Below are 12,485 nucleotides of genomic sequence, written 5' to 3' on the forward strand. Positions count from 1 at the left end.
GCGCGTACGCGGGCGCACTGCACGGTGGGGCCCGCACCTGGGCGCGGACCCCACCGTCGCGGACGCGTCACCCCCGTACGGAGGCGGGCCGCCCCCCGTCAGCTGCCTCCACCGCATCCGCCGCCGCCCCCGCACGACGACCCGCCCCCGCAGGACGAGCCGCCGGAGGACGAGTCACTTCCGCAGGACACCCCGCCATGACTCCCCCCTGCCCCGGTGGAGTTCCCCCCTGAATCCCCGGCCCACCAACTGCCGCGCCGGCTCCCGGACGCCCCCGCCCGGCGGCCGGAACGGCGCCCCGGTGCCACCGCGAACGCCTTGTACAGCACGAAGACCAGCGCGAAGAGCAGAACCAAGGTGATGCCGATGACCATGACGTCACCGTCCTTTCGTCCCCCGTGAATCCCCCGAAGCAGCCCCCCGTGGGTGCCTCGCTCACGCGTGTGGACGGGAGATGCCCGCTGCCCGCGCGAGCCAAAGCAGACTTGAGGAACTCCAGAGGTTCGGCGCAGGATGACCGGTATGACCTCCAGCGCGCGCCCCCTCCTGAACCGCCGGCTCGCCGAGTTCGGGACCACGATCTTCGCGGAGATGTCCGCCCTGGCCCTGCGGACCGGTTCCCTCAACCTCGGCCAGGGTTTCCCCGACACCGACGGCCCCGAGGAGATCAGGGAGGCGGCGGTGCGGGCGCTGCGGGACGGCCGCGGCAACCAGTACCCGCCCGGCCCCGGCGTCCCCGAGCTGCGCACCGCGATCGCCGCGCACCAGCAGCGCCGCTACGGCCTGTCGTACAACCCCGACACGGAGGTCCTGGTCACCGCCGGCGCCACCGAGGCGATCGCCGCAGCCCTGCTCGCGCTGCTGGAACCCGGCGACGAGGTGATCGCCCTGGAGCCGTACTACGACTCCTACGCGGCCTGCATCGCCATGGCGGGCGCCACCCGCGTGCCGGTCACCCTGCGCCCCCGCGAGGGCCGTTTCCGCCTCGACCTCGACGAGCTGCGCGACGCCGTCACCGACCGCACCCGCCTGCTGCTGATCAACACCCCGCACAACCCGACCGGCACCGTCCTCACCCGCGAGGAGCTGTCCGCGATCGCCGCGCTGGCCGTCGAACGCGACCTGCTCGTGATCACCGACGAGGTCTACGAGCACCTGGTCTTCGACGACGCCGAACACATCCCCCTGGCCACCTTCCCCGGCATGCGGGAACGCACGGTGACCATCTCCAGCGCGGGCAAGACCTTCTCCTTCACCGGCTGGAAGGTCGGCTGGGTGACGGGCACCCCCGCCCTGGTCACCGCGGTCCGCTCGGCCAAGCAGTTTCTGACCTACGTCTCCGCGGGCCCCTTCCAGTACGCCGTCGCCGAGGCCCTCGCCCTGCCGGACGCGTACTTCGACGCCTTCCGAGCCGACCACCAGCGCAAGCGCGACCTGCTGGCGAAGGGCCTGAGCGCCGCCGGCTTCGAGGTCTACCGCCCCCGGGGCACGTACTTCATCACCACCGACATCGCCCCCTTCGGCGAGAAGGACGCCCACGCCTTCTGCCGCGCCCTCCCCGAACGCTGCGGCGTCGTCGCCGTCCCCAACTCCGTCTTCTACGACGACCCACAAGCCGGCCGCAGCCAGGTCCGCTTCGCCTTCTGCAAGAGGGACGACGTCCTCCACGAGGCCACCAGCCGCCTCGCCCGGCTCGGCTGACGTCCTGACATCGCGCCCCCAGCCCGGTGCGGGCTGGGGGCGCGTCGGGCTCACGGGGTGCTCACTGCTTCGGTTCCATGAGCACCGCCGTCCTCCGGGTGGTGTCAGCAGCCGCTGCCGACGCGAAGGGACGTCATCTTGTCGTTGAAGTGCGAGGCCACGGCCGCTTCGGAGCCGCCCGGCGCGACCGTGAACATGCACCCGACGTAGTTGGAGTGCTCGTAGACGCTGACCGTCTTACCGGTGCGGTTCCAGTACGAGGTCATGCGGTCGTTCATGTAGTCGCCCACATTGGGGTTCGACGAGGTGTAGTGCCTGAAGTCGCCCCGGTAGCTGGACTGCTCCCACACACAGAAGGATCCGGACGGGCACTGGGTGTAGTCGGCTGCCGCCGGACTCGCGGTCAGGAAAACGGTTCCCGCGGTGAGTGCCAGGGCCGCAGCGGCGGTCCATAAGCGCGAGGAGATGCTTCCGATTCGAGACATGCTTTTCCCCTTTTTGTTTTGCGGTCGACTGCACAGTACCGCAGCCGCAGCCGACGTGATCGGTACTTCGATAAGTGGCTGGACGGGATATGCTGCATGGCCGAATCGCCGGTATTTCCAAACCCGTGAGCACCGGACCTGCCATGAGGTAGGGGAGATCTCCGCCTGCGGCTTTCGACGGGATGCCGGGGGTGTTTCCCTTGGAGGTCTTCCTCGTGTCAGGCCGTGAGGCCGCCACGTCGGCCATTTCCGATCGGCGCTCCGTTCAACTTTCACCGGGACCACCGGGCTGGAGTCGGTTCCGCTCGGCATCGCGGACGCGATGCCGCCGGACACGGACCGGGACGGAGCACGGTGGGGCTTCGTAGTGCAGATCCCGTCATCGGTGGGCGTCGGGCAGGGCCGCCCGATATCACTCCGCCTTCCGGTGAACGTGAAGCACCGGAGGCCATTCGGCGTCCATCGGATGTCGAGTGAAGGCGTACACCAGGATTACGGTCGAGGTCTCCGGGCTGACCGAATAGCGACCCCGGCCCCCACTGATGATTTCATGTTCCCACTACTCCGGTTCGAATCCCTTCCGTTCCTTGGTCGCACGCCTGCCGCACATCTGGTGTCGACGGTTCCGGTTGACACGCGACAGCGGATGACATTCCAGCCACTCAGCGGCGGGACGCTCGCCCGGTCGCCCTTCCTGAATTCACTCGCTCACCTCGGACGGGCCGAAGTCCACATCACCGAGCGGGCGGAGTGCTGCCCCGAGCTGGCCGGGGTCGGCGTCGTTGCGGGCAGTCGCCCGCCACGGAACGATCGCTCGGTGCACAGCCTCCCTGGCGCCCGGTGCAGCGGCGTCGGACAGCGTGAGCAGAAGCGACCTGGCGCCGTCCGCCTGCGTCATCAGAGCCGGAAACAGCCGGGACGCGGTGGTCGGATTCCCCTCGGCGCACTCCGCGTGTACGGCCGTGGTCGACACCGTGTCGGGCGCGTCCCGGTGTGTGACGCGCGGACACCCCGGAGCAGCAGCCCTGGCTGCCACGGCCTTCGGCTTCCGGGACAGGACGGCTCTGGTTTCTTCCGGGCCCGTGTCCATCCCGGTGGCCCCCGATGCGGCGGGGGGTCGGCCGGATGGGCGGTGGGGCGGGTTGTTCCTAGCCTCGGGGCATGGTTCTTCGTCGATTGTCGTTGTCCGCCGCTGTCCTGGCGCTGGCTGTGTCGGCCGTCCCGCCCGCCGTGGCCTCGCCGTCCGTGCCGCCTCCTTCGGCCGGGGACCGGTCCGTGCAGCAGGGCGCCGACGCGCTGCGTGATGCCGGGGTCACGGGGGTCTCGGTCCGGCTGGAGACTCCCCGGGGGACCGTCACCGCCCGCTCCGGTGTGGGGGACCTGGTCAGTGGCCGTCCGGTTCCCGAGGACGGCCATCTGCGTCTGGGCAGTGTCACCAAGACGTTCGTCGCGACCGTCGTGCTGCAACTGGTGGACGAGGGGCGGCTGTCGCTCGACCGGACGGTGGAGCGATTACTGCCCGGGGTGGTGACCGGCGCCGGCAACGACGGCGATGCGATCACGCTCCGCGACCTGCTGCAGCACACCAGCGGACTGTACGACTACACGGCCGACGTGTTCCCCGAGCACAGCGCCGCGACGTACTACGCCCACCGCCGGCACGCCTACCGGCCCGCGCAGCTGGTCGCCCTGGCCATGCGCCACGAGCCCGCCTTCCCGCCGGGAACGGACTGGGAGTACTCCAACACGAACTACGTCCTCGCCGGGATGATCATCGAGAAGGTCACCGGCCGCTCCTGGGAGCAGGAGGTCCGCGACCGCGTCCTGCGCCCCCTCGGACTGCGGCACACGGACATCCCCGGCACCCGGCCCTTCCTGCCGCAGCCGCACGCGGCCAACCACCAGCAGTTCACCCCGGGCGGCCCGATGGTCGACACCACGATCCCCTACCGTCCCTTCGACCTCGGGGCCGACGGAGCGATGACCGGCACGGCCCGCGACCTCAACCGCTTCTTCACCGCCCTGGTCCGCGGCCGGCTGCTGGAACCCGCCACCCTCGCCGTCATGCGGACCACCGTCCCGATGCCCCGGGACAGTGACCATCCGGCGGGCACCCGAAGCGGCCTGGGGCTGTTCTTCACGCCCTTGTCCTGCGGCGGCGGGTACCTCGGTCACGGGGGAAGCGGATTCGGCTACCTCGTCCGGGCCGCCACCACGACGGACGGCCGGCGCAGCGTCACCGTCTCCGTGCACAGCCGCCCGGGAGACGCGGGCACGGCGGACCGCCAGGAGGACGTTCTGCGCGACCTCGTCGACCGCGCCCTCTGCCGTCCCGTGTGAGAAGCGGTCGGACGGCGCCGGTCCTGCGGGGAGACCGAAGGAGCCCGGCCCCGGAGTGACCGTGGGGTCGCTCCGGGGCCGGGCTCCTTCACGCGTACGCGTGGGGAAAAGGGCTCCCTACTCGTCGTCCTCGGGCTTCTCCGCGTCGTTGATCTCCTGCTCCAGGCCGAGCTGCTCGACGAGCCACTTGTCGAACTCGATCGCGGCCCGCACCCAGCTGACCGTCGAGGAGACGAAGTGCTCCAGGCTGACGCCCATGCCGATCAGCGTCTGGGCCTCACCGATGAGACGGACGGTGCCGTCGTCGTGGGTGTGGGTGTAGACCTTGGGCCACAGAGTGCGGCGGTTCCAGTCGTCGATCGACTCGAGCAGCTGCTGCTTCTCCTCGATCTGGTGCGGGCGGTCGTAGAAGGTCCGCACGGAGAAGATCTGCTGGTCGTCCTCCCCACGGAACATGAAGTAGGTGCGGAACTGCTCCCACGGCGCCGCGAGGTCACCCTCGTCGTCGACGACGTACTTGAGCTCCATCTGGTCGAGGAGCTGCTTCACGAGGTCCTGATCCGGGACGACGGGGCCCGCCGGTCCTTGGGGCTGCGGCTCGGGCTGGCCCCCGAAATTGGGAATCGAGGACGGGTCGATGGACATGCTGGGACTCTCCTGCGGTCGTCTGGCGTCCGGCCGTGGATGTGGGACCAGACGTATTCCCCACCCTCTCTCTCTTGCCCCGTGCCGGGCAACCTGCCTGGCCGATGGGCTTCGGCCATGGTCCGGTCTCCGTGATCACATCTCGTCGATCATGGAGACCGGACCGCCGGACCGGTGCCCCCGGACCGCTACAGCGTCTTGCCCGTGGCCGGGCCCACCAGGAGGCCCTCGCCGGAGCGGTCCACGCGGACCGTGTCGCCGTCCTTGATCTCGCCGGAGAGGATCTCCTTGGCCAGCCGGTCCCCGATGGAGGTCTGCACCAGCCGGCGCAGCGGACGGGCGCCGTAGGCCGGGTCCATGCCCTCCTCCGCCAGCCAGGCCAGCGCCTCGGGGGTGATGTCCAGGGTGAGCCGGCGTTCGGCGAGGCGCTTGGCCAGCCGGTCGAGCTGCAGTGCGGCGATGCGCTCCAGCTCGGCCTTGGTCAGCGCGGAGAAGACGACCAGGTCGTCGAGCCGGTTGAGGAACTCCGGCTTGAAGGAGGACCGGACCACTTCCAGGACCTGTTCCTTCTTCTGCTCCTCGGTGCTGATCGGGTCGACCAGGAACTGGCTGCCCAGGTTGGACGTGAGCACCAGGATCGTGTTGCGGAAGTCGACCGTGCGGCCCTGGCCGTCGGTGAGCCGCCCGTCGTCGAGGACCTGGAGCAGGATGTCGAAGACCTCGTGGTGGGCCTTCTCCACCTCGTCGAGCAGCACCACGCTGTAGGGGCGGCGGCGCACGGCCTCGGTCAGCTGGCCGCCCTCCTCGTAGCCGACGTAGCCGGGCGGGGCGCCGACCAGGCGGGCCACGCTGTGCTTCTCGCTGTACTCCGACATGTCGATGCGGACCATCGCCCGCTCGTCGTCGAAGAGGAAGTCGGCGAGCGCCTTGGCCAGTTCGGTCTTGCCGACGCCGGTGGGGCCGAGGAAGAGGAAGGAACCGGTGGGCCGGTCCGGGTCGGCGATCCCGGCGCGGCTGCGGCGCACGGCGTCGGAGACCGCCCGTACTGCCTCGAGCTGGCCGATGAGCCGCTTGCCCAGCTCCTCCTCCATGCGCAGCAGCTTCTGCGTCTCGCCCTCCAGCAGGCGGCCGGCGGGGATGCCGGTCCAGGAGGCGACGACGTCGGCGATGTCGTCGGCGCCGACCTCCTCCTTGACCATGGTGTCCTTGGCAACCTCTTCCTCGGCCTCGGAGGCGGCCTCCAGGTCGCGCTCCAGGGCCGGGATCTCGCCGTAGAGGAGCTTGGAGGCGGTGTCGAAGTCGCCTTCGCGCTGGGCCCGTTCGGCCTGGCCGCGCAGGTCGTCGAGCTTCTCCTTCAGTTCGCCGACGCGGTTGAGGGACTGCTTCTCCTTCTCCCAGCGGGCGGTGAGGTGGCGCAGTTCCTCCTCCCTGTCGGCGAGGTCGCGGCGCAGTTTCTCCAGGCGCTCGCGGGAGGCGGCGTCGGTCTCCTTGCCGATCGCCAGTTCCTCCATCCTCAACCGGTCGACGGAGCGCTGGAGTTCGTCGATCTCGACGGGCGAGGAGTCGATCTCCATACGGAGGCGGGAAGCCGCCTCGTCGACGAGGTCGATGGCCTTGTCGGGCAGGAAGCGGGAGGTGATGTAGCGGTCGGAGAGGGTGGCGGCGGCCACCAGGGCGCTGTCGGCGATCTGGACCTTGTGGTGGGCCTCGTAGCGGCCCTTCAGGCCGCGCAGGATGGCGATGGAGTCCTCGACGGACGGTTCGGCGACCAGCACCTGCTGGAAGCGCCGCTCGAGCGCCGGGTCCTTCTCGATCCGCTCGCGGTACTCGTCGAGGGTGGTGGCGCCGACCATGCGCAGTTCACCGCGGGCGAGCATCGGCTTGAGCATGTTGCCGGCGTCCATGGCGGAGTCGCCGCCGGCGCCCGCGCCGACGACCGTGTGCAGCTCGTCGATGAAGGTGATGATCTGCCCGTCGGATTCCTTGATCTCCGCGAGGACGGTCTTCAGCCGCTCCTCGAACTCACCGCGGTACTTGGCCCCGGCGACCATCGCCCCCAGGTCGAGCGCGACGAGCCGCTTGTTCTTCAGCGACTCGGGCACGTCGCCCTTGACGATCCGCTGGGCGAGCCCCTCGACGACGGCGGTCTTGCCGACGCCGGGCTCACCGATGAGGACGGGGTTGTTCTTGGTGCGGCGGGAGAGCACCTGCACGACCCGCCGGATCTCCTGGTCCCGTCCGATGACCGGGTCGAGCCTGCCCTCGCGGGCGGATTCCGTGAGGTCGGTCCCGAACTTCTCCAGGGCCTTGTACTGGCCCTCCGGGTCGGCTGTCGTCACCCGGCGTGCTCCTCTCGCCTGCTGAAAGGCATCCTGCAGTTTCTTCGCGGTGGCGCCCTGCCCCGTCAGCACCTCGCCGGCGGCGCCGCCCTTCGCGGCGATGCCGAGGAGCAGGTGCTCGGTGGAGAGGTACTCGTCCCCCAGGTCACGCGCGCGGGACTGGGCGTCGGCGATGACGGCGAGCAGTTCGCGGTTCGGCTGGGGCGGCGCGACGGTGGACCCGGTGACGCTCGGCAGGCCGGCGAGGACGCGCTCGGCTCCGGCCCGTACGGCCGCCTGGTCGGCGTCGACCGCGGCGAGCAGGTCCGTGATGTTCTCGTTGTCCTGGCCCTGCAGCAGGGCCAGGAGCAGATGGGCGGGGGTGAGGTCGGGGTGCCCCTCGGTCACGGCCCGGTTCCCGGCGGCGTTGATCGCTTCCCGGCTCCGGTTGGTCAGCTCGGCGTCCACGTGTCCGTTCTCCTCCTTGCGACGACCGTGCAGCGGTCCTCATGGCCGGCTCGGCAGCCCGGCCTGGCTGACTCGGTCAGCGTACACAAACTTGAGTCTATTCCACTCAAGGCGGGAGCGGGAGTGCAGCAGGGGCTAGGTTCCGGGGTCATGAACCACTCGTACTCGGTGGATCCGGGCGATCCGGACGCCCCGTATCTCAGCTTCTGGCGCGAACGGCACCTGTGCACGCTGACCACCCTCCGCCCGGACGGCACCCCGCATCTGGTACCCGTCGGAGTGACCTACGACCCCGGGGCACGGCTTGCTCGGGTGATCACGAACAAGGAGAGCGCGAAGGTGCGCCATGTGCTGGCGGCGGGGCCGGAGGGCGCGGCCGTCGCGGTCTGCCAGGTGGACGGCCGGCGGTGGGCGACGCTGGAGGGGCGGGCCGTGGTCCGCTCCGAGCGGGAGCACGTCGAGGAGGCGGAGCGGCGGTACGCGGAACGCTACGGACGGCAGCCGTCGCCGAACCCGTCCCGGGTCGCCATCGAGATCACGCTCACCCGTGCGATGGGGCGCGGATGACGCGGACGGGGTGAGCAGGGCACGCAGGGCGAGCGGGAGCCGTTCGAGCCGCCGGGCGACGGGTTCCGGCCATCGGGCGATCATCCGATACCCGGAAATACCGCCGGAAACTGCAGCGGCGTCACCGTGTTCAGGTCACGGTGACGCCGCTGCGGGGGGAAGCACCTGCGCGATCTTTTTACGACGGGGGAATCGCGTCAGGCACTGCGGGGGGTGGCCGAGATGGTCCGGTGAGCAGGGGAGTCGGACTCCATCTGCTCATGGTCCCGCTGGTCAAGGTTCACAAAGATCATTCCGTACCGGATGGCACATCGCACGGGCTGCGGCGCCCCCCGAGGGCGTCGCAGGCACCGGTACGCCCGGACGTCCTCGTCGTCGTCCCGCGTGACCACGACCGGTTCACCGAACACGGTCACCATCAGCGAGTCACCGCTGTGGGGGATGGCGGTGACCAGGTCGATGAAGTGCCAGCCGGACCGGTAGGCGGTGGCCATCTCACGGCGGAACGAACGGTCATCGGGTGGAGTGGTCACGTTAGCTCCACGCGGTATCCGCCGGGACGGCGACCGCGTCGTCACCATCAGCCGCGCCAACGGCTCCACTCGACCAGGCGGTGTCCTGCTGCACATCGTTCGTCGCGCCGGAGAGGCCACTCAGCGCACCGAAGGCCACACAGGCGGAGAAGGCGGCAGCAAGCACCGAGCGAAGCATTCTCTTACGCATAGTCGGCTTCGTCCTCACTTGAAGGTCCCCTCTTCCCCCGTCAAGTAAGACGATGGCTCATTCGGGCACGTCATGGCCACACGATCGGTGCATCATGTTCCTGCATGTTCAGGACCCTGGGGGGTGGAGTTTTGCCATCAAATCGGACTAAAGAGACGCATCCCCATGCCATGGCGGAGTTGTGCGTGGAAGGAAGTCGTCTTTACGCGAACGCGCTCCGCATGGGACGTATCGCCCGTGCCGACGTGGAGGCCGCCCCCTGCCTGGTGGAGTTCTCCCTGCTCCATCCCGACCCCGATGACGCGAACTGGCTGCGCCCGGTTCCCCCGTCGGTCGTGCTGGCCCAGCGACTGGACCCGATAGAACGCGAGATCGCCGAACGCCGGCGGCTGTCGATGGAGCTGGCGGACGCCCTTGAGCCGTTCATGGGACTCAGCGCCCCGGTGACGGAGTCCGTCCACTCGATCACCGTGCTGGAAGGGCTGGACCGCATCAACGAGGCGCTCGACCTGGCGACCTCCCAGTGCCGACACGAGGTGCTCACCGTCCAGCCGAGCCACCGCCACCCCGAGCACCGCCTCGTCGAGGCACTGGAGCGCGACAGACCGCTGATCGAACGCGGGGTGCGGATCAAGACCCTCTACCAGCACACGGCCAGGTACAGCCCGGAGCGCATCGCCTGGGTGGAGCAGTTCCCCGACGGCAAGGTGGAGTACCGCACCATCGACGAACTGGTCGAGCGTCTGATCATCTGCGACGAGACGGTCGCCTTCATCCCCACGCGGGACGACCGGCAGGTCGCCCTGGAACTTCGCCACCCCGGCCTGGTCCGCTACCTGGTCAAGGTGTTCGAGTTCATGTGGGGCCGGGCGGTCCCGCTGAGCGCGGGCACTCCCTACGAGACCGCTCCGGACGGCCTCACGGACATCCAGCACTCCATCGCCAAACTTCTCGTGGAGGGGCACGTCGACGAGGCGATCGCGCGCCGTCTGGGCATGAACGTCCGCACGTGCCGGGCCCACATAGCAAAACTCGCCTCCACCCTCGGCAGCGGCAGCCGCGCCCAACTGGGCTACCTGATCGCCCAGTCGGGGATCCTCGAACAGGACAAGCCGAGCCGGGGGGCGGGCCGCGCATGAACGGGAACGCGCACGACGACGCATCGGCGGAGCTGTGTGAGGCGGACCTGGACCTGTACGCCCGCGCACTGCACCAGGGGCGTGTACTCGCCGACGGGACCGATGAGGCCGCGCACCTCGCAGGCCTCGGCCTCCTGGAACCCGCCCTCGACGACCCGAGCCGGTGGGAGCCCGTCGCGCCGCACATCGTCCTGCACCGGCTCCTGCGGGCCTCGACGGACCGGATCGCCGGGGAACGGCGGCGGGAGGAGCGGCTGGTCGAGGTGTTCGAGCCGCTACTGCGGGCGGGCCGACACGACGGCGTCCCGACGATACCCTTCCTCACGCTCCACAGCGGCAAGGAACGCATCGGCCGGGTCATCGACGAAGCCATGGCCGATGCCGGTGAACTCCTGACCGTCCAGCCGCACAAGAGCTACACACACCCCAAGCCGGACTTCCACGAGGCCGCGATCCGGCGCGACCAGGCCCTGCTCCGCCGCGGTGGCCGCATCCGCGCCCTCTACCAGCACACCCTTTGCCACTTGCCCTCGCTCACCGCCCGCTACGAACGGCTGACCGGTGACGTCGAGGCCCGGACGCTGGACGAGATCACCGAACGCCTCATCGTCGTCGACCGCGCCGTCGTGTTCATCCCCGCCGACGCCGACCGCACTTCGGCCCTGGAGGTCCGCCACCCGGCGCTCGTGGGGTACCTCGCCACCACCTTCGACCGCTTCTGGCGCCTCGCCACTCCGATGTACCCACGGGCGGTCCGGCGGCCCACGCTGAACGGCATCACGCCCCGTCAGCACGCCATCGCCGCGCTCCTCGTCGAAGGCCACACCGACGCCGTCATCGCGGACCGCCTCGGTATGAACGTCCGCACCGCCCGCGTGCACATCGCCAAGCTCGCGGCGACGCTGGGCAGCGGCAGCCGTGCTCAGCTCGGGTACCTCATCGCGCGCTCGGGGATCCTCGACCAGGAGGAGTGACCACCACCCGGCGCACGTCGTCCAGGCCGACCTGCGCGATCCGCACCCCCAACTGCGTACGGCTCGCCGCGCCCAGGGTCTCCGAGAGGCGGGCGATGTGCGTCCGGCAGGTGCGGACGCTGATGCCGAGGCGTTCCGCGATCACCGCGTCCTGGTGCCCCTCCGCCAGCAGCGCCGCGATGGACCGCTCCCGGTGCGAGATGCCCTCGATGCCGGTGTCGGGCAGCGGGGCGGTCAGCGGGATGGCGAGGCGCCACAGGCGGTCGAAGACCGTGCCCAGGTACTCCACGAGCGCCGGGTGGCGCAGCTCCAGCGCCATGGTGCGCTCGGAGTTGGCGGGGATGAAGGCGACCGTGCGGTCGAACAGGATCAGCCTCTCGGTCACCTCGTCCAGGGTGCGCGCCTCCACCGCGTCACCCATCAGCTCCAGGTAGGTGTGCAGGCCCTGGCCGTGCCGGGCCACATGCGTGTAGAGGTCCCGCATCCGCACCCCGCGCCCGCGCAGCGCCGTCGCCCGGTGCAGGCCCTCCGAGAGCTCCGCCTCGCGCCGGATACCGCCGGGCTGGACCGTGAGCACCTCGGTGGTGCACGCCTGCGTCGCCTCGTCCATCGCGGCCTGGATACGGGCCAGCCCGTCCAGCACCCTGATCGCCGGGCCCTCCCTGGCCGAGGGGGAGGCCGGCGGCTGGTGGCCCAGGCCGGTGTACCACTCGAACGCCGCGACGACCGAGCCCACCCGGCGCCGGCTCGCGCTGATCTCCTCGTACATCCCGCGCAGCAGCCGCGTCATGACCTCCTGCGGGGCGGTCGGCACCAGCCAGTCCATGTCGTCGGGGTCCGGGTGCAGCAGGGCGAGGTCCAGCAGACAGGGCACCGGCTCCGCGTCCCGGCGCGGCACCCGGCCGCGCCGTACGGCCCGGGAGTACACGCGGTCCCCGAAGTCGCACAGCCGGTCAGCACCGTGCGGATGCTCGTCCGTCCCGTGCCCGGCCATCGCCCCGTCCCACCCCCTGGTCCGCCACTTTCCGATGCGCCACTATGCGCGGCCGCACCCGGCTCCGCAACACGGCTCCTGTCGGCGTGGCAGCCGGAAACCCGAGAACCCTGGAACCCGAGAACCCGGAA

10 protein-coding genes are annotated in these 12,485 nt (G+C 70.2%); 5 read left to right on the forward strand and 5 right to left on the reverse strand.

The window, feature by feature from the left end; genetic code table 11:
• The first annotated feature begins 513 nt into the window (after positions 1-513).
• The gene (locus tag ACTWJ9_RS15395) at positions 514-1,701 is read left to right on the forward strand and encodes a pyridoxal phosphate-dependent aminotransferase (protein WP_279334797.1); all 1,188 of its coding nucleotides are present in this window, start codon (positions 514-516) and stop codon (positions 1,699-1,701) included.
• A 104-nt stretch (positions 1,702-1,805) separates the two neighbouring features.
• Here the strand turns inward: ACTWJ9_RS15395 and ACTWJ9_RS15400 are convergent, their stop codons facing one another.
• The gene (locus ACTWJ9_RS15400; RefSeq protein ID WP_387038709.1) at positions 1,806-2,186 is read right to left on the reverse strand and encodes a peptidase inhibitor family I36 protein; all 381 of its coding nucleotides are present in this window, start codon (positions 2,184-2,186) and stop codon (positions 1,806-1,808) included.
• Between the two features lie 1,161 nt (positions 2,187-3,347).
• Between ACTWJ9_RS15400 and ACTWJ9_RS15405 the strand changes: the two genes are divergently transcribed.
• Positions 3,348-4,526 (forward strand): serine hydrolase domain-containing protein, encoded by a 1,179-nt coding sequence (locus ACTWJ9_RS15405; RefSeq protein WP_443294321.1) that lies wholly within the window; start codon positions 3,348-3,350, stop codon positions 4,524-4,526.
• A gap of 117 nt (positions 4,527-4,643) precedes the next feature.
• Here ACTWJ9_RS15405 and ACTWJ9_RS15410 read toward each other — a convergent pair whose 3' ends face one another.
• Together ACTWJ9_RS15410 and clpB are read right to left on the reverse strand one after the other, a co-directional pair.
• Positions 4,644-5,171: a YbjN domain-containing protein gene (locus tag ACTWJ9_RS15410; RefSeq protein ID WP_443294322.1), complete on the reverse strand. Its 528-nt coding sequence runs from the start codon at positions 5,169-5,171 to the stop codon at positions 4,644-4,646.
• Positions 5,172-5,359: 188 nt separating this feature from the next.
• Positions 5,360-7,957, reverse strand: coding sequence for an ATP-dependent chaperone ClpB (gene clpB, locus ACTWJ9_RS15415; RefSeq protein WP_443294323.1), 2,598 nt, complete (start codon positions 7,955-7,957; stop codon positions 5,360-5,362).
• A 150-nt stretch (positions 7,958-8,107) separates the two neighbouring features.
• On the opposite strand from clpB, the gene ACTWJ9_RS15420 reads away from it, so the two are divergent.
• A complete protein-coding gene (locus ACTWJ9_RS15420; protein WP_279334802.1) occupies positions 8,108-8,524 on the forward strand; it encodes a pyridoxamine 5'-phosphate oxidase family protein in 417 nt (138 codons plus the stop codon).
• A gap of 197 nt (positions 8,525-8,721) precedes the next feature.
• Here ACTWJ9_RS15420 and ACTWJ9_RS15425 read toward each other — a convergent pair whose 3' ends face one another.
• Positions 8,722-9,057 (reverse strand): hypothetical protein, encoded by a 336-nt coding sequence (locus ACTWJ9_RS15425; protein ID WP_387038699.1) that lies wholly within the window; start codon positions 9,055-9,057, stop codon positions 8,722-8,724.
• 360 nt (positions 9,058-9,417) lie between these two features.
• On the opposite strand from ACTWJ9_RS15425, the gene ACTWJ9_RS15430 reads away from it, so the two are divergent.
• Complete coding sequence (locus ACTWJ9_RS15430; RefSeq protein WP_387038697.1) at positions 9,418-10,386, forward strand: helix-turn-helix transcriptional regulator; 969 nt, start codon at positions 9,418-9,420, stop codon at positions 10,384-10,386.
• The gene (locus ACTWJ9_RS15435) at positions 10,383-11,360 is read left to right on the forward strand and encodes a helix-turn-helix transcriptional regulator (RefSeq protein ID WP_387038695.1); all 978 of its coding nucleotides are present in this window, start codon (positions 10,383-10,385) and stop codon (positions 11,358-11,360) included. Before ACTWJ9_RS15430 ends, ACTWJ9_RS15435 begins: the two co-directional genes overlap by 4 nt.
• On the opposite strand, the gene ACTWJ9_RS15440 is transcribed toward ACTWJ9_RS15435, so the two are convergent.
• Entirely contained in the window at positions 11,323-12,354 is a 1,032-nt protein-coding gene (locus ACTWJ9_RS15440) for a helix-turn-helix transcriptional regulator (protein WP_387038692.1), read from the reverse strand. The two genes, ACTWJ9_RS15435 and ACTWJ9_RS15440, sit on opposite strands and share 38 nt — an antisense overlap.
• Positions 12,355-12,485: the final 131 nt, after the last annotated feature.

The sequence above is a fragment of the Streptomyces sp. GDS52 genome (genome assembly GCF_052246875.1).
GTDB lineage: Bacteria > Actinomycetota > Actinomycetes > Streptomycetales > Streptomycetaceae > Streptomyces > Streptomyces cathayae.

Coding starts and splice junctions, on each gene's coding strand:
- ACTWJ9_RS15395 (WP_279334797.1), top strand. CDS start 514: ATGACCGGTATGACCTCCAGCGCGCGCCCCCTCCTGAACCGCCGGCTC.
- ACTWJ9_RS15435 (WP_387038695.1), top strand. CDS start 10,383: ATGAACGGGAACGCGCACGACGACGCATCGGCGGAGCTGTGTGAGGCG.
- ACTWJ9_RS15420 (WP_279334802.1), top strand. CDS start 8,108: ATGAACCACTCGTACTCGGTGGATCCGGGCGATCCGGACGCCCCGTAT.
- ACTWJ9_RS15430 (WP_387038697.1), top strand. CDS start 9,418: ATGGCGGAGTTGTGCGTGGAAGGAAGTCGTCTTTACGCGAACGCGCTC.
- ACTWJ9_RS15400 (WP_387038709.1), bottom strand. CDS start 2,186: ATGTCTCGAATCGGAAGCATCTCCTCGCGCTTATGGACCGCCGCTGCG.
- ACTWJ9_RS15410 (WP_443294322.1), bottom strand. CDS start 5,171: ATGTCCATCGACCCGTCCTCGATTCCCAATTTCGGGGGCCAGCCCGAG.
- ACTWJ9_RS15440 (WP_387038692.1), bottom strand. CDS start 12,354: ATGGCCGGGCACGGGACGGACGAGCATCCGCACGGTGCTGACCGGCTG.
- ACTWJ9_RS15405 (WP_443294321.1), top strand. CDS start 3,348: ATGGTTCTTCGTCGATTGTCGTTGTCCGCCGCTGTCCTGGCGCTGGCT.